The sequence below is a fragment of the Henriciella mobilis genome (genome assembly GCF_003576285.1).
GTDB lineage: Bacteria > Pseudomonadota > Alphaproteobacteria > Caulobacterales > Hyphomonadaceae > Henriciella > Henriciella mobilis.
Genome location: NZ_QWFX01000016.1, coordinates 160253 through 184217, shown reverse-complemented (window position 1 = coordinate 184217; position 23965 = coordinate 160253). Strand labels below are relative to the sequence as shown.

The window sequence follows — 23965 nt, the reverse complement described above, 5'->3', positions numbered from 1 at the left end:
CGATTGGTATGCCTTACATGCCGCGATTGTGCTGCTGGAGCTCCTGAAAAGTGAGATACCCATCATCATCGGCGTCTGCTTCCAGAAAGACGTGCTCGGTGAATGCGTCATGCTCGCTGAGGGTCACAACACCGTCGCCGTCGCTGTCCATGAGTCGGAAACGTGCTTTCTTGCGCAGGTCGGCCTGCTCACGCATTTTCGCCCGGCGCGCATGATGGCCGGCGCCATAGGGGCCTGGTCCGAGCTGCGCGCCTTGAAAATCCTCAAGCGTCAGACCGTCGCCATCGGCATCCATCAGCGCGAAATTCGCGCTGTGCCAGGCATCAAACTCTGCGCGGCTGAGTAGACTGTCACCGTCAAGATCGTGTTCTTGCATCCTGCTGCGTAGGCCAAGGTGCAGTCGAACGCCGTCGCGCTCTGTCATGTGTGCCGCTGGTTCTTTTTCCAGCTGAGGGTTTGGGGTTTCAGCTGCGGCAATGCTCGTCAGGAGTAACGAAGTGGTGAGCAAGGTTGAGATAAGACGTGTAGCTTTGTGTTTCATGACACACTCCATGAAGGCCTGACCGTGACACGGTCAGGCGTTTTTTTCCAAAGCCGGTTTGTTTGATAAAGCATGGCGACCCTGCCGGTTTGATTTCTATCAAAAAGACCGTTGGGACCGGTCAAACTGCGCGCCCTCTTTGCAGCGGCTAGCCGATCAGTAAGGGCGTGATCGAAATCTCATTTGAGGCATGTTGGACCGCATTGGTCGATACGACACGTGTCGAGACAGACTTAAGGTCCTCATAGGCATTGCCGGCAAAGAGCGGATGGACGATCACGCAGACCGGTTTTGCAAAGCCAGCGGTCTCAAAGTGGCGGGCCGCTTCCATCATGGTTCGCCCGGAAGAGGCAATGTCGTCGACAAGAACGGGTTGATGGCCGGTCCAGTTTTTAAGGCCAGGCGCTGTCACTTCTACATTGCGGTCGCCATGGCGGACTTTGGAGAGCACAAGATGCGGGGCGCTCGCTCGGTCGGCCACGTCGGACACCCATTGCTCGCTCTCAGCGTCCGGGCCAATGATGAGCGGCTTGTCGACATGGGCCTTGATCCAATCGGACAGTGCCGGGGCGGCGTGCACAACCTTTGTATTGATTGAAAAAACGTCATTGAGATCGTGGATGCGGTGCAAATGCGGATCGACGGTGACCACCCTTTCAAACGCACCTGAGAGCAATCTGGCAAAGTGTCCTGATGACACAGACTCGCCGTCTGAAAATCTCTTATCCTGACGCATATAGGCAAGGTAGGGGGCAATCAGCCCAACCGATGTGGCGCCAAGCTCGCGCGCTGTATAAGCGGCAAAAAGAAGTCCTGGCAATTGCGGGTCAGGCCGGGCGAGCGTGCAAACCAGTTCGACTGCTTTTCCAGAGACATCTGAGGTGAGGCGCACATAGGTCTCTTCGTCCGGGAATCTGCGGTGTTCAAGGGTGCCAAGTTCAGAACTTGTGATTTTGGCAAGCTCAGAAGCCATAGCTTCATTACCGGGAAGCGGAATGTAAATCGTCATGGGTTAACCCTCAATGGTGAAGAGGCCGGCATTGGCGTGAGCGTAGCTCATGGCATAGTCGATCTCGCCCGACGCCTCTGCGTGGATGGTGAGAAGCGGCTCACCAATCGTGATTTGTTCGCCTAGGCGTTTGTGAACGGTCAGACCAGCGGCCGGGCGTTCGGGAGCACCAGCAAGTTTTGCGAGCCTGGAGAGCTTTCTATTATCGATTGCTTTCAAGACCCCTGACCGAATTGCCGCGACGGGCGCAGTTTGCGCTGCGCGTGGTGGTTCGCGCAAACCGCCTTGAGCGGCGCATATGGCCTGAAACTTCGACCAGGCAGATCCATTGTCGAGCGCGTCCTGAGCCATGGCCGCTCCGGTATCCGGTTTGGCACGGCCCGCAAGTTCAAGGGCGGCGCCAGCCAGCGTCAGCGCCCGTTCGCGAAGATCTGGCGGCGCGCTTTTGCTTCTTTGCAAGACCCTGAGCACGTCCCAGGCTTCGAGCGCCGGTCCGATGCCGCGCCCGACGGGTTGGAGCCCGTCGCTGAACACGCAATGGGTCTTGAGGCCAAACCCACGTGCAACGATCGTCATGTGCTGGGCAAGGGCGCGGGCACCGGCAGCACTACGCAGTTTAGCGGTTGGTCCGACGGGCAAGTCGAGCACCACATGGCTCGCGCCGGCGGCGATCTTCTTTGACAAAACAGACGCGATCAGCTGACCTTCGGCGTCGATGTCGAGGGCCCGTTCAATGCGGATGAGAATATCATCGGCCGGGCTGAGCTGGACCGCGCCGCCCCAGGCAAGGCATCCACCTTCCGTTTCAACAACCCGCCTGATGTCTGGCAGTGACAGATCGACTTGGGTGAGCGTCTCCATCGTATCTGCAGTTCCGGCGGGCGATGTGATGGCGCGCGAGGAGGTCTTTGGGACCGTCAAACCCAGGCTGGCCAAGATCGCAACAACAATCGGCGTCGTGCGATTTCCGGGTAGGCCGCCCACGCAGTGTTTGTCGATGACCATGTCGGTATTCCAGTCGAGTTGCTCTCCGACGTTCACCATGGCGCCGGTCAGCGAGGTGATTTCGTCTATGTCGAGGCTCAGCGTGGAACAGGCTGAGATAAAGGCGGCCAGATGAATATCAGAATACAGTCCGGCGGCGATATCAGTCACGATCCGGTCAAATCCATCGCTTGGCAGCCGTTTGCCGGTCATCCGTTGACGCACATCAGAGAGAGACCGAAGCGTTGGAGCGTGGCTGACTTTAAGATCTGCGCCGGGCTCGGCACCAAGCCGGCTCCAAGCCGCTTCAGAAAGACCAGCCTCGCTAAGGGCCAGCCAATCATCGTCGATCTGGTGCAGGGTCGCGACCACGTCCCGCCCGTCGCAACTGATCAGCACACGGGCGCGCGACGTCAGTCCTTCTGAACGGCAGACCGGGCAGTCGGTCCGCATTAGAATGATCGCTTCGTCCTGAGCATGCCATTTCAGGCGTCGCGCGGACAGGGTCGTGGCGGCGTGGGGTTGATTATCCTGCGTCATTCGTCGCCGCTTCCAAGCTCATAGGCCTTCTCGATGGCAACAACATCAGTGCGCCAGCCGAGCTCATCCTGCATACGCGTGCTTAGCGCCTCTGATGCATCGGGTTCGCCGTGAACAATAAATGCTTTTGCCGGACGCTTTTCAAAGCCGCCAAGCCAGGAGATCAGCTCGTCGGCATCCGCATGGGCTGACAAAGCGGGCAGGCTGGCGATCTCGGCGCCGATATGAACGTCGTGGCCGAACATTTTGACCTTGCTTGCGCCCTTGAGAATCTTGTCTCCACGCGTGCCACCGGCCTGATATCCAGCAAACAGGATCGTATTTTTCCGGTCTCCACCAAATGCCTGAATATGGTGCAGAACGCGGCCGCCTGTGATCATACCGCTCGCTGCGATCACAACCTTTGGCATCAGATCATTGGTAATGGCTTTTGAAGCGTCGACGTCACGCGCATAAGTCGCAATCGCGCAAGTCTCTTCACAAACCTGCCGCGCAAATCTGTGATCATCGAGGTGTGTGCAGAGAAGTTCAGTTGCGTTTATCGCCATTGGGCTGTCGAGATAGATCGCGACATTCTCGAGCCGTCCCGCTTTTTTGAGCATCCAGATATGGTAGAGAATGAGTTGAGCGCGCCCGACCGCAAAGGCTGGAATAACCACTGTCCCGCCGCGCCTGGCGGTGCGTGCAATCACGTCACCCAGCTGTTCCATGGGATCGAGCTTCGGATGAGTGCGATCTCCATAGGTGGACTCTATGACGACGTAATCGGCATTTTGCACCGGCTCAGGGTCAAACATGAAAGGGTCGTCATAGCGGCCAAGGTCACCAGAAAAGATAATGGTTTTGCCGCCCCAACGGACTTCAACGGTCGATGCCCCAAGAATATGCCCGGCGCGGCGTAAATAGATATCGGCCCCAATCGCGAGATGAACGTCCTGGTGAAAGTCGATTGGGGTGAGCTTTTCAATCGCCGCTTCGGCGTCGGCGATCGTATAAAGTGGCTGAGCCGGTTTGTGGCGGGTGTAGCGAAGGCGGTTGGCCCGCTCGGCGTCTCGTTCTGAAATATACGCGCTGTCGCGCAGCAGGATTCCGCAAAGATCCTTGGTCGCGCTCGAGCAATAAACGGGACCGCGATAACCTTCTCTGACCAGTTTTGGCAGATAACCACTATGATCAATGTGGGCGTGCGTGAGGACAATGGCGTCGATGGATTTTGGATCAATCGGGAAGGGCGCCCAGTTGCGCTGGCGCAACGCCTTATAGCCCTGGAACAGACCACAATCGATCAGTATACGCTGACCTTCATATTCAAGAAGATGGCGTGAGCCGGTCACGGTTCCAGCCCCGCCAAGACTGGTCAGGGTGAGGGTCATGATGCGTGCTCCCGGCGCAGGACAGGTTTTGAGCGCTCGAGAGCGGATGGATCGCCTTGCCCATCAATGGCGCGCCGTTCATCCTCCGAAAGGAGATCGAGAGTTTTTTTCGGCAGCAACGCCATGGCGGCATCGACAGTATGAGCCCAGGTGCAGCGATTGGCGAACAGCATGCCTGCGACATCAAATGTTCCGCCGCGAGAAATGTAGCCGAGCGCGCGCAATTGTTCCGGCCCGCCATCCAGTCGTCTCAGCACACCCGTCATCGGTTCGGGCCGCGTATGCGTCAGCAGCACTCTTGCCAGCCCGCGCGGGAAAAGGGCTTCAAGCCTGTCTTCGCTCGCTGTGAATGCCTGCTCCATTGCGTCGCGTCCCATGCGGAACCTGCCCGGTTCAAGGATCAAGGTGACACAGCATGGCACGCCGCGTTCAGTGAGTCGCTGGAATGCGGCGAGGGCTTCGTGAGCCTGATAAGCGCCGATCGCGACCAATTGAATGTCGGCTGCCATGATATCACCGGCGATGTGGAGCGCTCCATTTTCCAGCGCGTGTTCGGCTTCCTCTTCGGATAGAAGGTTTGGGACATCTCGTTTCGGTGTCACGAGGCAGGCGATTTCGCCGCGCCCACGATAGATGTTGCGCAGCGCTTCAGCAGCGCTTGGCGCGTCGACCGGGAAGATCACCCGAGCGGTCTCCGACATTTCTCCGAGCAGCGCTTCGGGCAGTGTCGGGTCCTGGTGGGATTGTTCATTCTTGGCATTTTCCCAAGTATGCGAAGTTGCAATAAGCGGGACGCTGATCCAGCCCGGAATTTGACCGAGTTCTTTCTGTCGACGCGCGAAGATAATCTCCTGGCGCAGCGCGCCGAGCATCTTCATGGCGAAGGCCTCGTAGCTCACTGCGAGATTCAGCCCGCCCTTATTGCCAAGGGCTGCAGCTATCACAGCCTCTTCATTCAGCGCCGTGATGAGGCGACCATTTTTGGATTCAGGCGTGCCGGGCTCAGGCGCATTGACCCGATGCTTGAGCATCTCGAGCGTCAGCGGCATGTGGTTGCTGCGAAGCTCGTCAGGGTTTGCAACGCGGACCCGCAAATGCGGATTGGCGCGCACAATTTCGGTGAAACACTGATCGATCGCGTCCATTGCGCAATTTGGGCGGGGGGTGCCGAGCGAACGCGCGTCTGACCTAGGCAATACGGGATCAGAAACCTTGCGAACGGCGAGGGCGTTCTGACTTTCCAACATGCGGTTTTGTATTTTGTGGACGCTTAGGGTCCGGACCGCATCATCAAGCATGTCAGGCGGTGTGTAGAGCGCTTGTACGCCTTCATTGAAGAGCACGCGTGCGCCCTTATTGGTGCGCGGATTTCCTTCCAGTGGGAGATTGTGCGCGCTATTTCCCCCAGCCCCTGGAAACCCAAAACCCTTGATGCAGGGCGCAATCAGATAAGGCAGCCGCGCGGGGTAGGGGCCGTCCGTATCGCTCAGTTTTGAAAGCCGGGCCTCCGCTTCCAATATGCCCCATGCATAAGAGAGGGGATCATGGCCATCGACAATGATTGGGTCGAACCCGCTTAAGGTCAAATGCTTGACTAACCAATCAAGTCCGCCTTCCTGACTGATTTCGGTACGCTGTTCGATCCGCCGGCCATTCAGCACCATCGCAGGCACGGCGAAACCACTATCGCTGGCGCGCCACCAGCGCGGCGCCCAGTCGGATCCGCGCTGCTCTTCGAAAGCGCCGTCGCTCAGAAAGGCGACAAGGCGCTCGCCCAGCAATGGCATGTGGATATATTGCAGGCTGGTGAATCCAAGATACCCGCCTTCCGACAACCCGCCAGCTGTATTCGGGTTGACGTGGCTGCCGAGCGGCACGCCGGGGCGGCCATCGGGGGTGATCGCATAGCCGTAAAAGTCACTGACGAGCCGGGAAAGGCCTGCTTCACTGCGATCATAGCGCCCTTGCTGCGCGGCTGAGACATCGCCTGTGAGTGCGTTGATGGCTTCAATTGCAGCGACGCAATGACCCTGCCCAAGGGTCCAAGCACGGGTATGGCCACTCAACGCATTGGCGGCGAGATAGCCTGCAAATGCGATCGCCATGTTAAACGATCCGCCCATATGGCCTTCTGGCGAGGGTTTGAAATCCCCCGCCTTCAGGGGTGCGCCAGACAGGTCGACGCGACGTGCATATGACATGTGCGCGATGAGCCACATTGCCGCATTCGCGAGTCTGTCCGTCGCCGAGAACACGTCTGCGGCCTCGGTTTGTGTGAGCGCCAAAAGCCCGCGGTCGGCGTTCTGCAAGATACTCTGAAGTCGCTGCTGCGTCTCGGTATCATGGACGATCACGCCATATCCGCTGGTCCATTGTTCTGTCATGATCGTCGATATCCCCCTGCCAGTTCGCGCATCAAAAATCAGGTGAGCAGTCTTGATACGGCGCGTGGCGGGCAAACCCTCACGATCAGATTTGCGTGGATTCAGGCTGGCTTTCGCGGTCCAGAAACGCAGCCTATAAGCAGGAGAAAGGCGATGAGTGTGATGGTTCAGTCTCGCCCAGAAAGGGGTTTTGATGCGGTGCGATAAAACCTGCGAACTGCCTGGCGCAAGTGATTTGATTTCCCTCAACAAGTCCTGCTTTTGCATGACGCTCGGCAGGGCCGATCTTGATGAAGCCATTTTGGATCATGCCGGCAATGATGAGCTCTCGGCGCTTCTGGCGGCGCGGCCCAATCTATTTGCGGCCACGGCCGTTTTTGTCTCACCATCGGACCTGCGGGCGATGCAGGCGCAAGTGTCTGCAATTGAAGCGGTGGCATCCCTGACGTCTTATCAAGAGGTCGCCCTGGCACGCTCAAATGATAATATTTTCAGCGCTCAGACCGGCGCACGCGGTCTGTTCATGGGATACGATTTTCACATCTCTGAAGACGGACCCAAACTCATTGAGATAAATACAAATGCCGGCGGAGCCTTCCTGGTCAGCGAGCTCCAGCGCGCTGCGGCGAAACATGCTGAGGCTTGCGGAGATGCGCGTCTCGCGGATTCGGACGCAATCGATGCAGTCCTTGTTGAAAGCTTCATCTCTGAGTGGCAGGCGACGGGACGGGAGGGCCGTCCGGGCAGGTTGGCTATTCTCGATCAGGACGCATCTGGGCAGTATCTCTATCCGGACATGGTGCTCGCGAGAGACTTGTTGGCCCGCAACGGCATCGAAACCCTCATCCTTGACCCCGAGGCGCTCACCTATGAGAACGGCGATCTTGCGCACGGTGGAAGAGCTATCGACATGGTCTATAATCGGCTAACGGATTTTGATCTGTCCGAGCCAGGTCATGCACATCTGCGCGCCGCGCTCCTCGACGAGGCGGTGGTTATCAGTCCGGCGCCGCGCCACCACGCGCTCTATGCCAACAAACGAAACCTGATTTGGCTTAGCGATCCAGATTCGCTTAAATCGTTTGGCGCGGATGACGCAGACCGACAGGTGCTTGCGGCGATCCCCGATACGCGGCGCGTTACCGAAGACGTCGCTGATGAGCTTTGGGCGACGCGGCGAGGATACTTCTTTAAACCCGCCGCGGGTTTTGGCAGCCGTGCTGCTTATCGTGGTGACAAGCTGACGAAACGCGTCTGGTCGGCAATCCTGGAAGGGGATTATATTGCTCAAGCCCTGGTCCCGCCGACGGTGCGCGCTGTAACTGTCGACCAAGAGCCGGTAACACTGAAGTATGACGTTCGGCTTTACACTTATGCCGGGAAAACACTGCTGTTGGCTGCCCGCGTTTATCAGGGACAGACGACCAACTTCCGCACCAGCGGCGGCGGGTTTGCGCCGGTGTATCAGTTCTGATGATCTGGCATGCTTCGTTTTCGGATAATGGTGCGAAGTCACACCAAACGCTCTAACTAGGGCGCTCATCGCTGCCTCTCGATTTAGCGCCAATCTGAGTTCAATTAGCCAAATCGTCCGCAACTCGGACGAGTTGAAGAAAATCAAAAAATCAACTCTTAAGAGATCTGTGCTAGTTTTTTGAAATGGCTAAGCGATCAAAACAAGGCTCATTGGCCGCGCCTGAAAAGCGTGTCGCTAAGGCGTTGCTTCAACGCGGGTATTGACCTGAGCCCCGATTGGTCCCGCATTTGAATTGAGAGTCTGTCGTTATGGAGACAGACAATGCGCAAGAGCAAATTCACGGAAGAACAGATCATCGCGATCCTGGCGGAACAGGAGCGCGGCATGTCGACGGCGGATGTCTGCCGGCGTCATGGCGTCAGCTCGGCCACCTTCTACAAATGGAAGGCAAAGTTCGGCGGGATGGACGTGTCCGATGCCCGCCGGCTGAAGACGCTGGAGGGTGAGAACGCGAAATTGAAGCGCCTTCTGGCGGATGCGATGCTTGATAATGTCGTTCTGAAGGATCTGCTGGGAAAGTACTGACGACGCCCCAGTTGAAGCGGGTGGCGGCGCTCGGAGCGATGTCGGATCATGACATCTCCCAGCGTCGCGCCTGCCGACTGGTCAGCGTCGATCCGAAGACTGTCAGGCGAGAAGCGGAGCCGGATAATCCGGAGATCCGCAAATGTATGCGCGAGATCGCGGCAACGCGCCGCCGGTTCGGCTATCGCCGCATCGGCTTGATGCTCGAACGCGAAGGCATCGTTATGAACCACAAGAAGCTGAGGCGCCTCTACAGGGAGGAAGGCCTGGCGGTGAAGCGACGACGGGGACGCAAGCGCGCCACCGGGACGCGCGAGCCGATGCCTGTCCCGGACGGTCCATCGAAACGCTGGAGCCTTGACTTTGTGTCTGATGTCTTCGGTCCGGCGCGGCGGTTCCGGATGCTGAACGTGATCGACGACTATACCCGGCAATGCCTGGCACTGGTGGCCGACACCTCCCTGTCAGGCGCGCGTGTGGCGCGGGAGCTTGATCGCTGCATCCGCCTCTATGGCCGGCCGGAGACCATCGTCTCGGACAATGGGACCGAGCTGACCTCGCGCGCCATCCTGGAATGGCAGAACGAGACCGGCATCGCCTGGCACTACATCGCGCCGGGCAAGCCGCAGCAGAACGGCTTCGTCGAGAGCTTCAATGGCAAGCTCCGTGACGAATGCCTCAACGAGGAAGTCTTCGACAGTCTCTCCCACGCCAGAAAGGTACTGGGGCGCTGGCGGCACGATTACAATCATCACCGGCCTCACTCATCGCTGGGCGGGCTGACGCCCGCAGCGCGCCGGTCGCTCGAGCTTGTCGGGGGCTCCACTCCCGGCGCGCTCGCCAGACATCAAACCTTGGACTATGAAAGGGTCAGACTCTCGAAATAAACGAGGGAGCCGAAGGGCTCAGGTCAAGGCCCGCATCCTTCGATGCGGGCCTTAGCTTCCGTCTGCTGATTGATTGCCGGTCCGGAGTCGCCAATAGAAACGCTGCCTCCTAAGAATCGCTAGAACATGGTTCGCAAGCCGACTTTAAAAACGGTGTCATCCGCGCTGCCGGTTTCCAATCGTTGAAAGTCAGCGGTGTCGCCATAGGCTTCTTCATAGGCAAGCTCGACATAAGGTGCGAATTCACGGGTGAATTCATAGCGCAATTGAGCGCTATATTCCGCCGTCGCTAATCCCGAACCAATCTGCCGGGACGGATCGTCTTCGGCATAGAAATCTAGCGCAATGCCGGGTTCGAGGATCAGGCGTTGCGTGAACAAAAGTTCGCCCGTGGCTTCAAATCGGGCGCTGACATCGCCACTCGAAGAGACAAAGGCGGCGGCATCAACTTCGAAGAAGTAGGGCGCAAGACCTTGCAGCCCTATAACGCCATAGGTCTCGCCTTTAGGCTCAAGGTCGTAGCGCACACCAATCTGCGCATCCCAGAATTTTGAAATGTAGCGTGAATACAGCGCTTGGACCTCGGCGTCCTCGAAGTCGCCATCGGCAAACTCACCTTCAGTCTTCCACCAAAAGCGATTATAATCACCGCCGACCCAGCCTTGGGCATCAAAGGCACCGACGGTTTCATCATCAATCTCGGCAATATCGGCTTCGATCAACGTGTAATTGTAGACCGGGTCACCTTCGGTTGCGAGGGCCGGCAGGGCGGTCGCCATGGCGAGCGCACCCACGATCAGGAAATTGGGTTTCATCTGTTTTATCCTTATGGGTGTTTGTTATTGAGCGCCGCCAATGACGTCGACTTGCCGGAACATGCCGGTCGCGGCGTGCTGGAGAATGTGGCAGTGGAAGGCCCAGGATCCGGTGGCATCGACGGTTACATCGGCGGAGATAGTTTCACCTGGCCGGATCGTGATCGTGTGCTTGCGGGGCGCCATGTCGCCCTCGCCATTCACCAGATCCATCCACAATCCATGCAGGTGCATCGGGTGCTCCATCATGGTTTCATTCTTGAATGTGATACGAACGCGTTCGCCGTAATTAAACTCCAGCGGGCCGGCGTCACCGAACTTCACGTCGTTAATCGACCAGAAATACCGTTCCATGTTCCCTGTGAGACGAAGCTCGACCTCGCGATCTGGAGCTCGCCGGTCCGTATATGGCGTGAGCGCGCGGAGATCGTCATAGGTGAGGACTTTCTGTCCTTGCTCCATCGCAGGCATTTCGCCATGTCCGCTATGGGCGTCTCCACTCATGTCCATGGTCATCTCATCCATGCCGGCAGCTTCACCATCAGCCATCGCGCCGTGGCTGGCATGGCCTTCGCCCATCGCTGCCATTGTCAGCTCTGGCCGGGGCCCAAGTTCCGGGATCGCCGCTTCGGCGCCGGGTGTCTCGCTGAGTGTGCCGCGGGCATATCCTGATCGGTCCTTTGCAGCGGCGAAGATCGTATATGATTGTCCCGCCTCAGGCTCGACGATAACGTCGAAGGTTTCAGCGATAGCGATCGGGAACTCATCAACCGAGACTGGCTCGATGTTCTGACCATCGGCCTGGACCACTGTCATTTTGAGTCCCGGAATCTTGACGTCGAAATAGGTCATGGCGGCAGCATTGATGAACCGGAGACGGACTTTCTCGCCCGGTTCGAAAAGACCGCTCCAATTGTCTTCAGGCGTTTCACCGTTCACCAGAAACGAGTAGCCGGTAATGTCGACAATGTCGGTTGGATCCATGCGCATCCGGCCCCACGCCAGTCGCTCCTGGATGACGTCGGTCTTTTCGCCGCCATCAGCATTTGTCCAATCACGCCAGAGGTCGAAAACGGTTCGGCGATTGTAATTGTAATAGTTCGAGCGCTTCTTGAGATTGGCGAGCGCTTTGTAGGGACTGTCGTTCAGCCAGTCGGCGAGAATGATCACATGCTCGCGATCATACTCGAAGGGGTCCGGCTGTGCCGGTTCGATTATGATGGGCGCGAAGACGCCCTCCTGTTCCTGCAGCGCAGAGTGTCCATGGTACCAGTAGGTGCCTGACTGGTTGGCGGTGAAGTTGTAAGTGTAGGTCTCGCCCGGCGCGATGCCGTCAAAACTGATCCCCGGAACGCCATCCATACCAGCGTCCAGGATAATCCCATGCCAGTGAAGCGAGGTATCTACATCGAGTGTATTGGTGACATTGATGGTGACGTCTTCGCCTTCACGCAGTCGCAGTAGAGGGCCAGGGCTCGTCCCGTTGATGCTGACGCCGGTCAGCGTCTTGCCATCGACCGTCCGTTCAAACTGGTCGATCTCCAGATTATAAACGTCTGCGAGTGCGGCGGGCGCGATCAAGCTGCTTGTCGCGATGAGCAGTCCGGCGAGTTTGGAACGCATGATGTTCTCCTTATTGCGTTGGACGCCGCTGGAATATTGGGGGAGGAATAGGCGTCGTTGTCGGATGGTTACGCGGCCAGACCGGGCACCCCTTATGCCCCCTTGGGGTATGAGGTGCGACACTTTAGCGAACCGTCACCGACGCATCGCGCTTTTCAGCCAGGCAAAGATCAGACTGGGGATGATCAGCCACTGCAAGAGCGGCGACAGCCCGGTGTTGAGCGGTCCGATCGTCGGCATTGCTTCGCGGTAGGCCCAGCTTTCGCGGATCGAAATATTCAGCCATTCGCTGAACACTGTATAGGTCAGTCCGATCAGGAGGCTTAAACCTGCGACTCGCCAATAGTTTTTGTCTGGCCATCCACGGCGCCCCGCGATGAGCCAGGCGAGCGATAGCGAAGACCCGGCGATTAGGACATCGCCAAATGTGCAGTGAGCAATCGCGAATGCGATCTCGGCGCGTGTCCCATCAATCCAGATCGTGTAAAGCGGCGCGTGGGCGATTTCCCAGATCAAGTTTGCGACCGCGATAATCAGAATGTAGGCGAAAAAGAACTGTAACAACCGCCAGTTTGGAGCTGTGGTTGGTTTCGGGATGTCCAGTTCTTGCGTCATTGGCGTCTCTTGCGAAAATGCGATCAGATTGCCAATTTCTACGTGTCGACAGGTATCATCCCTCACATGCAGATCGGCATTGTCAGGCGCGCGATCGGTGCATATTGACTTTAATCAATGTTTTTAAGGGAGCGCGATAGCCGCTGCGTATATGACAATACGTAGTCCTCCCTAAATTTGCTTCTCGAAAGGAGAGTGCCATGAAAAATGACCTAGACGCGCTCATCAAAGATCTGAAGGCGGCGCCCCTTGATCGCGACCTTCACAATCTCGAAGCCGAGGTTTGGGAGCGGATTGACGCGCGCAACCCAGCCGGACACCCAGCTTCGCCCGCAGCGATTGCCACAGACAGACGCCTTTTTGCGACACCGGCAGTAAGTCGAACCGCGGCGGTTGCGCTTGCCGTTGCAATCGGCCTTTTGGTCGGATTGTTCGGGGCGCCCAGCCAGTCATCGCCGAGCGATTTTTCGGTCTTCTCTGTTGACGCCCCATATGCCCCTTCCGGGCTTCTGAGGTAAGAGGAGTAATGAAACTAGAACACTGGATCATTGTCGTTTTCCTAGCCCTGTGCGCGGGCATGACCGGCGTGTTTGTCGCTGGAAACTGGTCTGTAACGCATCCGGTCGAAACAGCTTCTGGTTTGCATGAGCTGGTCCATCACGACTTGGATCTCTCAGCGGATCAGGAAGCAGAACTCGAGCTAATCGAACACCGTTTCGCGGCCAGAAAGGCTGAGCTGGAACAAAAGCTTCGCGCGGCCAACTTGGCACTTGCTGGCGCTATGGAGGCCGACAAATCCTATTCGCCCGCTGTTCAGGCGGCGATCGATGATTTCCACACAGCCATGGGGGAGATGCAAAAAGTCACTATCGAGCATGTGTTTGAGATGCGCGAGATCCTTACCGAGGAACAAGCGATCGTCTTTGACGCAGAAGTCGTTCGAGCACTGACGGAGCTTTAGACATATACACGTGCACAACACAGAGCGAACAGATGCAGAGCTTGCTGTAGCCGCAGCGGGGGGCGAGGAACGCGCTTTCACCGAGCTTATGCGCCGTTACAAGGAACCGCTCTACCGCTACGTTCAACGCTCGATGCGTGGCAATGAAGACGCCTATGATGTGCTGCAGGAAGCCTTTACCGCAGCCTGGCGTTCGATTGACCGTTATGACCCGTCGCGGAAGTTCTCGACCTGGATCTACCACATTGCGCTCAACAAAGTTCGTGATCATGGCCGTAAACGCGCCGTGCGAAGCTTTTTCTTTCAAGCAGCACCTCTGGAGAGCCCGGATCGGCCCGATATCGCGGACCACTCGCAAAATGTTCAAGACGATTATGAGCACCGCGATGAGCTCAACCGTGTCTCGAAAATGGTGGACGCGCTGCCAGATAAGTTGAGGCAGGCCTTTACGCTGCAGGTCCTTCAAGACATGCCCCAAAGTGAAGTGGCCGAAATACTTAGTGTCTCCATCAAGGCGGTGGAAACACGGGTCTACCGCGCCCGGAAAATCTTGCAGGAACAGGTCGAAAAGCTCGATTAGGCTTCTTTTTTAGCAGACATTAGCGGCGACGTTTCGGACCTCGGGCGCGATGCGAGATAGATCCCGATGGCAGCGAGCGCGCCGCCGCCAATGACATTTATCGTCAGTGGCTCTGAGAAGAATAGCGCGCCAATCGAAACGCCAATGATCGGAACGAGAAAACTAAATGCGGCCGCCTTGGATACATCCAGCGACTGCAAAGTCACCTGCCATAACCAATAGGCCAGCGCCGTCCCGGGCAGGGCGAGTCCAAGAAGTGAAATTATGAATTGCGCCGACCAGTCGATGGCCGTTGGGGATTCGGTCGCGAACGCCAAAATTGAGATCGGGATCGCTCCAACCAAAAGCTGTAACCCCATCGCCATCGCCGCATCGACGCGCATCGCTAATGACTTAATGGCGATGTTACCTACAGCGACGCCGCTCGTCGCCATAATTACCAGGACCAGACCGAAGGCTGTTGACCCCCCGCCCGAGGCCAGTACGCGCGGTATGGCGATGAGCGCCACGCCGCCGACGCCGAGGCAAAGCCCAAACCAGCCAATCGGTCCAAGACGTTCGCGCAGAAACACGACAGCGAGCACGGCGGCGATCAACGGCTGGAGACTTTCTATCACGGTCGCAAGACCAGGTGATACAAACTCCGCGGCGTGAAACATCCCGAAGTAGCCAATGCCGGTCATTCCAAGACCAGCAAGCGTGATCCAGCCCCAAACGGTCCACCCGCGAGGCAACGCGGCTCGGCGCAGAGCGGCGACACCTATTAAAACACTACCAGCCAGAACAGCGCGCAGGGCTGCAAAGGTCAGGTGAGGTGCATAAGCGAGCCCCAGCGTGATGAGCGGATAGCAGGAGGCCCATAAGACCATGACGATGGCTGCGAGAATGCGGGGGCTGACAATCAAACCAGGGCTCCGGTGAAACACTTGAAAGAGTGGAGCCAATTATGAGGGCGCCGCCTGTGTGCTGCGTAATACGTTGCAAGTGCCCAATACCCTTGGGTTCGAACAGTTGTAAAAAGGATACCCCTCATGAAACCGATCTGGATCACCGTCGCCGCTGTTTTTGCTTTGTCGCCTATGGCCTTGGCTCAAGACGGCCACAAGACACATGATCAAAGCGAAACACCTGCCGTTGAGGCGGAGACGGACCCCGCCAGTGCCAAAACCTGCATGGCTGGTCATGAAGGCATGGAAGGTATGGAGGGCTGCATGGCCAATATGGAAGGTAAGATGGCTGAAGGTCATATGATGGATCATGGCGGCGATCACATGATGGGTCGCGACAAACCCATGATGGGCGAGGGCGGCATGGCGATGGACATGGATAAAATGATGGAGCATGGCGCAGATGGCCACCAAATGCATGCCGCATCTGGTGATCATCCAATGTCTGCGGAAGACTGCGAGGCCAAACATGAAGCTATGGGCCATGATCCAGCTGAGCACTGCCCATTGATGACGGGCGAGGAGGAGGTTGCCACAGAATAAGGCGTGTTCGGGTGTCGTTCTTCGGCGCCGCCGCCTTGGTCCCGGGCCTTCGCACTACGTCCCCCCCAACTGTGAAAGCCCGGACCAAAAATTGTTCGCTTCGACGAACAATGAAGCAGAATGAGATTAGCCCTCCCCTCTCGCTCGATCTCGCTCTGAACTTGCCGCGTCCCATGCTCCCCCCAAAGCCAATATGGGGCGCGGCAATATATTCATCGCTGCATGGGACGCCGCAGCTGCACCTGTAATGGACACAGCGTGCCCGGCGTCTGTTCCAATGATGAGAATTTCAGGGAGTATTTTTATGTCAGACTCCGTTCCCACAGAAGTTGAACGACGTGATTTTATCTTTATTGCGACGACTGCCGCCGCAGCTATTGGAACGGGACTGGCGGCCTGGCCGCTTGTCGATCAAATGAATCCGGCGAGCGACACACGCGCGTCGAGTTCCTTGGATGTCGACGTTTCGAAGATTCCGGTCGGTGGCGAAATCCGGGTTTTGATCGGCGGTAAGCCGTTTTTTATTCGCCGACGCACTGAAGCGGAGATCGCCGCTGCCAACGCCGTTAATTTCGACCGATTGCCAGACCCGGAAACAGATGATGCCCGTCTTAGGCCCCGCCGTGATGGCACGCTCAACCCCGCTATATTGATTACATCGGGCGTCTGTACGCATCTTGGCTGTGTGCCTGTAGGCCCAAATCAGGGCGCGGTCGGAGATTATGGCGGGTGGTACTGCCCCTGCCATGGATCGCACTATGACATTTCCGGGCGGATCAGAAAGGGACCGGCACCGCTGAATCTGCCTGTCCCAGACTATGTCTATCTGACTGATGATTTAGTGACGATCTCGATTTGAGAAACCGAGTTGGAGCGCTTGGCACCAAGAGCGACAGACAATGAAACGCCAATTGGAAAACTCACACCTGATCGTCTTTCTTGTACTTTGCCTGCTTGCCCTGACGGGCTTGAGTCTTTCAGGGACGGCCCGTAGCGGCGGCGATGCCAACCAATTTCACGGCGAGCTGCAACGCGCTGATCTGGCGGCAGGACCTGCCGATGGCGCTGAACTTCATCCCGGCAGATCCTACGTGTTCATCGTGAAGTTCAAAGCGGATGAGGGATTAGCTGAAATTCTTGCGCTTTACCGCCCCCAGCGCGAGCGCGCTGTTCAGGCATTCGGCGTTTGGGCGCGAGACAAATCAGCGTTTCGCGGATTGGCGCTGGATCGAGTCGCATACTCTGGTGAAGCGCTGCTGATTTACGACCCTCGCATGGATGACAGAATACCACGCCCAACGCTCGACGAAATATCACAGCAGCTCAATGCTTCGCCATTCGTGAGATACGCGGACCTTGATTCCATCGTGCAGGCCCGGTCGAAGGCATGCTAAAAAAATTGCACTCAAGAGTTGGGTGACTGATTGTGGGTGCCATGCTCGCACCAGATGCAGTCGCAATTTTCATGGGTGCAGCTGGGGTCTGCGAGCGGCGCTCGAAAACGGCGCCGCGCCAGAGGGAATAGAAGACGTTTTAGAGTTGACGGGCGGTATGCTCGCCTGAGGGCCTCGCCTGTGTCGGCGCGGGCAAGGTGTCCAAGCATGAAATCGATTCCGCGACGCCCAGTGATATTGAACAAGAAGCGATTGACCACGCCAGTTCTAAGCGTTGGCTGGAGCGTTTTCCGCCAAGCCTGTCTATAGCTGGTTCCATGGATCATGCTTTCAGCGGCCAATCGACCTGACCGAATAGCGTAGCGCAATCCGAAGCCGGCCAGTGCATCCTGGAAGCCGGCATGTTCACCGATCACGGGATATCCGCCCTGCAGCGCCGTGCGGAGCAAGCGGGTGTTACCGAAGCCGCCAAACGGCTGAGGGTTCTTCATACACAATCCGGCATGACGCTCGAAGAACGCTAATGTCTCGGAAAGGTGTGATGCCTGGTCGCGAAAGCCCGTAAACATGCAGCTTGCCACTGTCCCTCGTCCCCGATGCACAAGCAAATAGGCGTACCCTTTTGGCGCTAGCGCAGGGTCCAATGCGAGCCAAGCGCCATCCGCCATATCCGTATCGAAGATCTTTCCGACTGCAATAATGTCGGCGCGCCGCGGCCCTCCAGCAAGCACCATCTCGCCGGATGTTTGTGTTACGCGGTCATTGAAGCGAACCTCCACGCCAGCCGCGAGGGCTTGTTCGAGAAGCGCGCGGTCCAAACTGCCGTCTGCGCGACCTCGCCTCAGCAAGTAGAACAAAGGCCGTGCGCCATGCACGCGACGAGGCTTGGTCTGGCTGTCGAAAACAACGCCTTGCCTTACGCCGCAGTGTTCGAAACTTGTATTAATACCTGCTGAGACAAGCTCGTCGAGCACGTCTTGTGGATCACGGGGCTGGATCACGGGCTCCAACATGCGCCATCCCGCGCGCACCGCCGCCCGCGAGGACGAGTCCAAATGATCTATTAGACCTCGCTCTCTGAGCCTCTTGGCTATCGTCATGAATGTGCGGCGCTTTAGAAGCCATAGCGAGCGGCAACAAAAATGTTTGAATTGCTTTGGAGCTGAGCAAACTGGGTTGTTTGCTGCGCGCCATAGAGGATGTTGGAACCGGCCTCCAGGGTTAGGTTATCGGTGATACTCCAGTTGAGGTTCGCGCGAATATACCCATCTTGATCTGTTGATGAGAACGCTGCGAAGATTGTAGCGGTCACTTGATTCTCAGGCCAGACCTTTCGAGCGCGGAGCGTCACAACCTGTCTTGTTTTATCTGGGCGCAGAGCCGCGACAGGTATCGATTGCGTGAGAGCACCGTAATCAATTGTCTGTTCCAAGTAGACTTGAACTGCACCGGTAAAGTCCTTCGCCAATTCACGTTCATACCCCAAAAGGAACCGAACCTGGGAATTTGGAACTGACGGTTCGTCACCGCTTGGGTCTTCTGTGCTGTTATAGTAGGCGACTTCTAAATTGGCGATACCACCCTTCGCTGGGCCGCGTATGCTGCCTCCATATGATGTCAGCGTGTTGTGTCGCAGCGCAGATTCATTTGACGAAAATCCAAGCGGGCTTTTCCAAAAGCCGCTATAAAAATACAACGCGCCTTCATAGGCACCAATTGTTTGGTAGATGCGCGCAGCCAATTCGTCGTCCTGAAATACATCAGCAGGTCGTGTGCTTTCTATTATGGATCTATTCCCAGTGACTTGAGTTTGAAATGGGTTAAAAACGCTTAGTCTTGCTCCATCCGCAAATCGATCGGAATCGAATTGCGGCGAATAGACAATATCGAGATTAGCGATATCACCGAACAGAGAAACCTTCACCGCATCCGAAGGTGCCTTCAAATAGGCGTCGGGGCGCCCGATGAAAAATGAGTTATAATCTTTCGGGAAGAGATCGTTGAGGAATAAATATTCCCCAGTACCCCAAGTTAATATCTGCCGGCCCGCTTTGATATCGATCCAAGATAATGGACGCCAAAGCACGTTCGCCTCGCGTAAATCGACAAATCCTTCACCCGTATTCAAATCAGGCGTATTCGAATCACTGATTGCATCGGCGAGAATATCGACCGCAACTGTTGCGGTAATATTACTCCAGCGTCGGACCGCCTTCAGTTGTAGCCGCGTTTCTGCGAGCGAAAGCTGTTCTTGATCGATCGGGTCGCGCAACCTGGTACCAAGGCGCGTGTCAATAAACGCGCTTGGACGCCAATCTGGTTTTGTCGCGGCTACCTCGGTAGCAGAGTCAGCCTTCGGCGGTTCTTTAAGGTCGAGATTGATCAATCCTTCAGGCAAGTCCGGCTCTGATTGAGTTCGGGCAGCGTCTCTCTCAGTTTCGATTGGAGGCTTCAACCCCTCTGGTAGCGGCGGCACCGCACCGGCTCGCGAAGTCAAGGCTAAGAGGAAGCCTATTAGAAAGATCGTACGGAGTGACATTTCTTAATTCTCGCCGAAGAACTGCCGCGGTGGATTTCTTAAATATCGTTCCGTGAAGATGTCGTCGCTAAGATCAATGTCGTAATGAATGTCACTATAGGTAAGTGTTGTCCGCCCTCCATCCGCGAGGTCTTTCATCGTTGCACGTGTTACAGTTGGAAACCCTTGAATGGTTTCAACCGCCTCTGCCGTGTACTCGCGGTATTTCGAATGGTCAGACTGATAATATTCGACTTGGACGGGTAAGTAGCTTTCTTTGTGGATGTAGGAAATATAATAGGCAAATTCCACGCGATTTGGATCTTTTGGTGTGCTCTTTAAGATATAATAGGTTTCAGTTGTATCTTGGACAACGTGTGTATCTTCCTCAGCGCTTCGCCCAGATACGTCTTCATAGAAAAAGTCAGATCCAACAAAGCTTGATCTCTCGTCTCCAGCCGCAATTCGGCGCACCAGATCCAGCGCTGGTAAATATAGCCAGCGATCATCATCTGCTTGTGGATGTTTCCAAACCAAAAATACAGTATCGCGAACGTCGCTAGGCGCACGAAAGTAGACAAAGAATCGCTGATCGCCTGATTCAGAATTATCGTTGATTTCGTCTTTGCGTAGGATCGTGATATCCCTCGATCTCGTACGTCCCTGTTTGTCGATGATTTGCATAGAGACACGCGCACGGCCATCTTCGCCCTGATAAAATGCAGTCTTTTCCGCTTGTCGTGCGATGTCATTCGCATCGGTATTCTGCGCATGGGCTGGTGGTCCGAAAGCGCTTACAATAATCAAGAAGACCAGAGCGGCTTTATTCATTCTGTTATCCTTTCGCGGTGAAAGAGTGGTTTTTGGAAAACAGAAATCAGAGCTGGCAAGAGGATCAGGCTCGCCGCGCCTGCGAGGATCAGGATGCTTGAAATCAAGATGCCAACTGTTTGATAGGGAACAAGATTTGCAGCCAACAATGGGAGGAAACCAACTCCGACGACGATGACATTTCGAGAAATCGCCCGGCTCGGCTCCTCGAACATCTCTCGAAGCGTTGGTTCCCATGCTTGCTGTCTTCGGAAAATTTCTCGTGTCCTAGCGAGGAAGTGAATTGCATAGTCTACGGCTAACCCGAGTGACAACGAAGAAAGTACGGCGGTTGGCATATCATAGTCCATACCGGCCCATCCAACCGCGCCGTAGATCGTTGCGACGGTAAGGGCGAGCGGAATCATTGCCATAATTCCCCAGCTCAAAGATCGGAACAGAAGCGAAGTGAGTATCAAGACAACTATGAAGCTCCCCAGAAACGCTTTGAGCATGCCGGTCACCATCTCATCTTGCCAGACGAGATTGATATAAGTCAGTCCAAACCATTCGGACGCTAAGGTGCGCGGTGGAGGGTTGCGGTTCAGGTAGTCACCGACAAGTTTCTCCACTTGCGCCATGTCTGTATTGTCGCCGCTTTTGAGCTGAAACCACAAAACGGCATCTTGGAAGTCTGGCGTGACGAAAGTCCAAATATCATCTGGGCGATGTGAGTTCTCGTACATGAGCAGGGTTTGCGCGATCGCAGGCCTGGTATCGGGAATACGGTAAGCTGCAGGATCATTGTATAGTTCACGATAGACCGTCGATACAATATCATCCAATCCAGAAACCTTGCCGATGACGTTACTCTCAGCCTCAAGATCAGCGCTCATTTTGGCAATATAGCGAAGCGTCTCTGGAGCCTTGAAAGGCTCATCGTTGACGGCACTATCAGAACTGAGATGCAAGTAGGCCATATAACTACCAGCGAACTCTTCATTAATGATGCGATCAGCCACGCGGATCTGGTCTGACGTCTCAAACCATTTGATCGGGTTGTCATTGACACTGATATTCACAATCCCAATGCCAGCCCACACGACCAGCGCGAGGCTTAATACAATAATGGACTTGGCGCGGTGACCGGCAAAAGGGCCTGCGGTTCGTAAAAACCGTCCAAGCCAGCTTTGATCACGAATTGCGCGCTCAGATGTCTGGAGCGCGCCGAAATCTGCCAACGCCTTGTCTGGCAGGCTCATAAAATAGGCCGGTAAAAGTGTGACTGTGAAAAACCAGGCAACAAACACACCGATTGCCACAAACAATCCAAAGACCTGAACGGGCGGGATCGGTGTCAACATGAGCGAGGCGAACCCCACCGCCGTTGTCAGCGTCGTATACCACATCGGGCGCCAAAGGTCCGCCATAACTTCATTTACAATCTCCAGTCGATCGCGTTCGGGCGTATATTTATCATAGAAATCAGACAGGATATGAATGTCATCGAGCACCGCAATTGGGATGATAAATATCGGGATCATCGAGCTCATGATGTGAATGGTTTGTCCTGACAGAACGAGCAAAGCCATTGTGCAGATCACAGAAGCCATCGCCGCAAGGAGTGAGATCAGAATGATCCGTACGTGACCAAAGAAGAGCCACAAAAGTCCGAAAACAAAAAGCATGGCCAGCGGTGCAGATACGGCCATCTGGAAGAACATTTCAGAGCCAAACCGGTCTTCGGCAACGGGCAACCCAGTAATATGATAAACTGCGCCGGTGTTTTCGAACGTATCTATCAGTTCTTGTAGATCCTGCGCCACGGCGTGGGATATACTTTTTTCGCTTAACGGATAGTAGAGCGCCAACGCCGCTCCATCGTCCGAGATCATCGTACCCTTGTACATAGGGATTTTGAGCATTCGATCACGGATGAGCGCGGCCTCTTGATCGGTTGAGGGGGCGGTTTTCATCAGCCAGGTGAACGAAACAGCTCCCAAACTTTCCGTTTCAATATTATCGACGGTCGAGGGCGCAATAATGTCTGAGGCTATGACGTTCGCAAACGTCCCAGCCCTTTGTTCGTAGCTTAGCGTTTTGGCATAGTCTGTCAGAGTTTTTACGTTGGCGAGATCCTTGGCGTTAAAAACGCCTTGAGGGTGCGTTTCGTTGAGAACGCCAACCACGACAAAATCATAAATATCAAAGACTGTTTTAAGCTCACCATTGCGTACGCGCACCGTCGCATCCGCAGGCAGCATGTTTTCCGGATCGGTGTCGATGGTCAGTGGTTTCAAAAATGGCAGAGCGCCGGGCATGACGCTCGGTGCAAGCGCCAAGGTTGTTAGTATAAACGCAAAGGCCAAACTGAACACAAAGAATCCTTTGCGCCTTTTCGCTGCTGCTTTGGACAGCCAGAGCATCAGCTTTCGTTCTCGACCACGGCTAGCGTTCCCCAACGCGGCCAGAAGCGCGGAGTGACCGCGGCGTAGGCGCGATACTCGCCGCCGAATGCGGCTTCGGCGTCCTTCTCCTCTTTCAGAGCGAGACGGACATACATGAAGACAAGAACCGGGAACATGATCAGGGTTAGGATGGTCGGCCATTGCAGCAGGAAACCAAACATGATCAGCACGAAGCCGGCATATTGCGGGTGGCGCATGCGGGCATAAATGCCGGTTTTGGCGAGCTTGCCGCTGCGCAGCGCCCCGTGCAGGATCGGCCACCCCCATGACAGAACGCTGAAGCCCAGCAAAATGAAGCCGAGGCTTGCGAAGTGGAATGGGCCAAAATGCGGATTGCCTTGCCAGCCGAAAATCATCTCCCAGAAATGCCCTGAGTCATGGGCGAACCAATTGACATCAGGAAACTGCGATTCAAGCCACGGAGAGAGGAAGTAAATCGAAAGCGGGAATCCATACATCTCGGTAAAAAGAGCGATCACAAAAGCGCTGAACGCTCCAAATGACGTCCAGTCTTTTGACTTGGATGGTTTGGCGAAACTGAACGCGAAAATGATAAAGATGGCAGAGTTCAGGATCACCAGAAACCAGAGGCCATATTCAGAATGGGCCATGTTCTCATTCATCGCCTTGTCCTCCAGTCATCTTCCTCATCGAGTTGGGAAGGGCGCCGATCTCCATGGCTTCCGTGGCCTCCATGGCCGCCCATCGCGCTATGCATGAAGAGGTGCATCACGCCGCAAAGAAGCAGGAAGCCAACAAGGAAGACCGCATCAGCGGGAATGTGAGCGCGGTGTTCATAGAATAAAAGAAACCCGATCGCTCCGGCGAAGACCAAAAGCGGCAGCCAAAACCGGCTGCCTTTTGGCTGATGGTCGTCATGATCAGAATGGTTGTGCACGGCGATTGCTCCT

22 protein-coding genes are annotated in these 23965 nt (G+C 55.9%); 7 read left to right on the top strand and 15 right to left on the bottom strand.

All coding sequences use genetic code 11. The features are described 5' to 3' along the window. Positions 1-13: 13 nt before the first annotated feature. The 5 genes from D1223_RS16270 to D1223_RS16250 form a co-directional block, all read right to left on the bottom strand. Positions 14-541, bottom strand: coding sequence for an EF-hand domain-containing protein (locus D1223_RS16270; protein WP_158586663.1), 528 nt, complete (start codon positions 539-541; stop codon positions 14-16). Positions 542-689: 148 nt separating this feature from the next. Then, the gene (locus tag D1223_RS16265) at positions 690-1550 is read right to left on the bottom strand and encodes a ribose-phosphate pyrophosphokinase (RefSeq protein ID WP_035551721.1); all 861 of its coding nucleotides are present in this window, start codon (positions 1548-1550) and stop codon (positions 690-692) included. Between the two features lie 3 nt (positions 1551-1553). After that, positions 1554-3074 (bottom strand): thymidine phosphorylase family protein, encoded by a 1521-nt coding sequence (locus tag D1223_RS16260; protein WP_119377457.1) that lies wholly within the window; start codon positions 3072-3074, stop codon positions 1554-1556. Further along, positions 3071-4447, bottom strand: coding sequence for an MBL fold metallo-hydrolase RNA specificity domain-containing protein (locus D1223_RS16255; protein WP_035551724.1), 1377 nt, complete (start codon positions 4445-4447; stop codon positions 3071-3073). The genes D1223_RS16260 and D1223_RS16255 overlap by 4 nt, the downstream gene beginning before the upstream one ends. Then, the gene (locus D1223_RS16250) at positions 4444-6831 is read right to left on the bottom strand and encodes a phosphoketolase family protein (RefSeq protein ID WP_084396443.1); all 2388 of its coding nucleotides are present in this window, start codon (positions 6829-6831) and stop codon (positions 4444-4446) included. Before D1223_RS16250 ends, D1223_RS16255 begins: the two co-directional genes overlap by 4 nt. A gap of 235 nt (positions 6832-7066) precedes the next feature. On the opposite strand from D1223_RS16250, the gene D1223_RS16245 reads away from it, so the two are divergent. Together D1223_RS16245 and D1223_RS16240 are read left to right on the top strand one after the other, a co-directional pair. Further along, positions 7067-8305, top strand: a complete 1239-nt coding sequence (locus tag D1223_RS16245) for a hypothetical protein (protein ID WP_233349717.1) — start codon at positions 7067-7069, stop codon at positions 8303-8305. Positions 8306-8629: 324 nt separating this feature from the next. Beyond that, positions 8630-9780, top strand: a protein-coding gene (locus D1223_RS16240) for an IS3 family transposase (protein ID WP_119377456.1) whose coding sequence is annotated in 2 segments (ribosomal slippage) — positions 8630-8888 and positions 8888-9780 — 1152 coding nt in all. Because the reading frame shifts where the segments join, the coding sequence is not laid out codon by codon here. Between the two features lie 119 nt (positions 9781-9899). On the opposite strand, the gene D1223_RS16235 is transcribed toward D1223_RS16240, so the two are convergent. From D1223_RS16235 to D1223_RS16225, 3 genes are all read right to left on the bottom strand, one after another. Beyond that, entirely contained in the window at positions 9900-10559 is a 660-nt protein-coding gene (locus D1223_RS16235; RefSeq protein WP_158586662.1) for a copper resistance protein B, read from the bottom strand. 60 nt (positions 10560-10619) lie between these two features. Beyond that, on the bottom strand, positions 10620-12218 hold the full coding sequence (locus D1223_RS16230) for a copper resistance system multicopper oxidase (protein ID WP_119377455.1): 1599 nt from the start codon (positions 12216-12218) through the stop codon (positions 10620-10622). A 135-nt stretch (positions 12219-12353) separates the two neighbouring features. Next, positions 12354-12833 carry a hypothetical protein gene (locus tag D1223_RS16225; RefSeq protein WP_084396440.1) on the bottom strand — a complete coding sequence of 160 codons (480 nt, stop codon included), beginning with the start codon at positions 12831-12833 and terminating at the stop codon, positions 12354-12356. A gap of 526 nt (positions 12834-13359) precedes the next feature. On the opposite strand from D1223_RS16225, the gene D1223_RS16220 reads away from it, so the two are divergent. Both D1223_RS16220 and D1223_RS16215 read left to right on the top strand, forming a co-directional pair. Continuing rightward, a complete protein-coding gene (locus D1223_RS16220) occupies positions 13360-13794 on the top strand; it encodes a Spy/CpxP family protein refolding chaperone (protein WP_119377454.1) in 435 nt (144 codons plus the stop codon). A gap of 10 nt (positions 13795-13804) precedes the next feature. Next, positions 13805-14374, top strand: coding sequence for an RNA polymerase sigma factor (locus D1223_RS16215; protein ID WP_143435289.1), 570 nt, complete (start codon positions 13805-13807; stop codon positions 14372-14374). Here the strand turns inward: D1223_RS16215 and D1223_RS16210 are convergent. Continuing rightward, entirely contained in the window at positions 14371-15279 is a 909-nt protein-coding gene (locus tag D1223_RS16210; protein WP_084396437.1) for a DMT family transporter, read from the bottom strand. The two genes, D1223_RS16215 and D1223_RS16210, sit on opposite strands and share 4 nt — an antisense overlap. A 126-nt stretch (positions 15280-15405) precedes the next feature. Between D1223_RS16210 and D1223_RS16205 the strand changes: the two genes are divergently transcribed. The 3 genes from D1223_RS16205 (at position 15406) to D1223_RS16195 (ending at position 17258) form a co-directional block, all read left to right on the top strand. Then, on the top strand, positions 15406-15864 hold the full coding sequence (locus D1223_RS16205) for a hypothetical protein (RefSeq protein ID WP_119377453.1): 459 nt from the start codon (positions 15406-15408) through the stop codon (positions 15862-15864). A gap of 304 nt (positions 15865-16168) precedes the next feature. Further along, positions 16169-16723, top strand: coding sequence for a ubiquinol-cytochrome c reductase iron-sulfur subunit (petA, locus tag D1223_RS16200; protein WP_084396435.1), 555 nt, complete (start codon positions 16169-16171; stop codon positions 16721-16723). A 40-nt stretch (positions 16724-16763) separates the two neighbouring features. Further along, positions 16764-17258, top strand: coding sequence for a hypothetical protein (locus D1223_RS16195; RefSeq protein WP_119377452.1), 495 nt, complete (start codon positions 16764-16766; stop codon positions 17256-17258). An 11-nt stretch (positions 17259-17269) separates the two neighbouring features. On the opposite strand, the gene D1223_RS16190 is transcribed toward D1223_RS16195, so the two are convergent. The 6 genes from D1223_RS16190 to D1223_RS19310 form a co-directional block, all read right to left on the bottom strand. Further along, complete coding sequence (locus D1223_RS16190) at positions 17270-18271, bottom strand: NAD(P)/FAD-dependent oxidoreductase (protein ID WP_147372883.1); 1002 nt, start codon at positions 18269-18271, stop codon at positions 17270-17272. Between the two features lie 101 nt (positions 18272-18372). Beyond that, a complete protein-coding gene (locus D1223_RS16185) occupies positions 18373-19797 on the bottom strand; it encodes a hypothetical protein (protein ID WP_119377450.1) in 1425 nt (474 codons plus the stop codon). A gap of 3 nt (positions 19798-19800) precedes the next feature. Next, the gene (locus D1223_RS16180) at positions 19801-20607 is read right to left on the bottom strand and encodes an outer membrane lipoprotein-sorting protein (protein WP_119377449.1); all 807 of its coding nucleotides are present in this window, start codon (positions 20605-20607) and stop codon (positions 19801-19803) included. Further along, complete coding sequence (locus D1223_RS16175) at positions 20604-23012, bottom strand: efflux RND transporter permease subunit (protein ID WP_119377448.1); 2409 nt, start codon at positions 23010-23012, stop codon at positions 20604-20606. Before D1223_RS16175 ends, D1223_RS16180 begins: the two co-directional genes overlap by 4 nt. After that, positions 23012-23677: a methyltransferase family protein gene (locus D1223_RS16170; protein ID WP_084398723.1), complete on the bottom strand. Its 666-nt coding sequence runs from the start codon at positions 23675-23677 to the stop codon at positions 23012-23014. The genes D1223_RS16175 and D1223_RS16170 overlap by 1 nt, the downstream gene beginning before the upstream one ends. Beyond that, a complete protein-coding gene (locus D1223_RS19310) occupies positions 23674-23952 on the bottom strand; it encodes a DUF2933 domain-containing protein (RefSeq protein ID WP_084398724.1) in 279 nt (92 codons plus the stop codon). Before D1223_RS19310 ends, D1223_RS16170 begins: the two co-directional genes overlap by 4 nt. Positions 23953-23965: the final 13 nt, after the last annotated feature.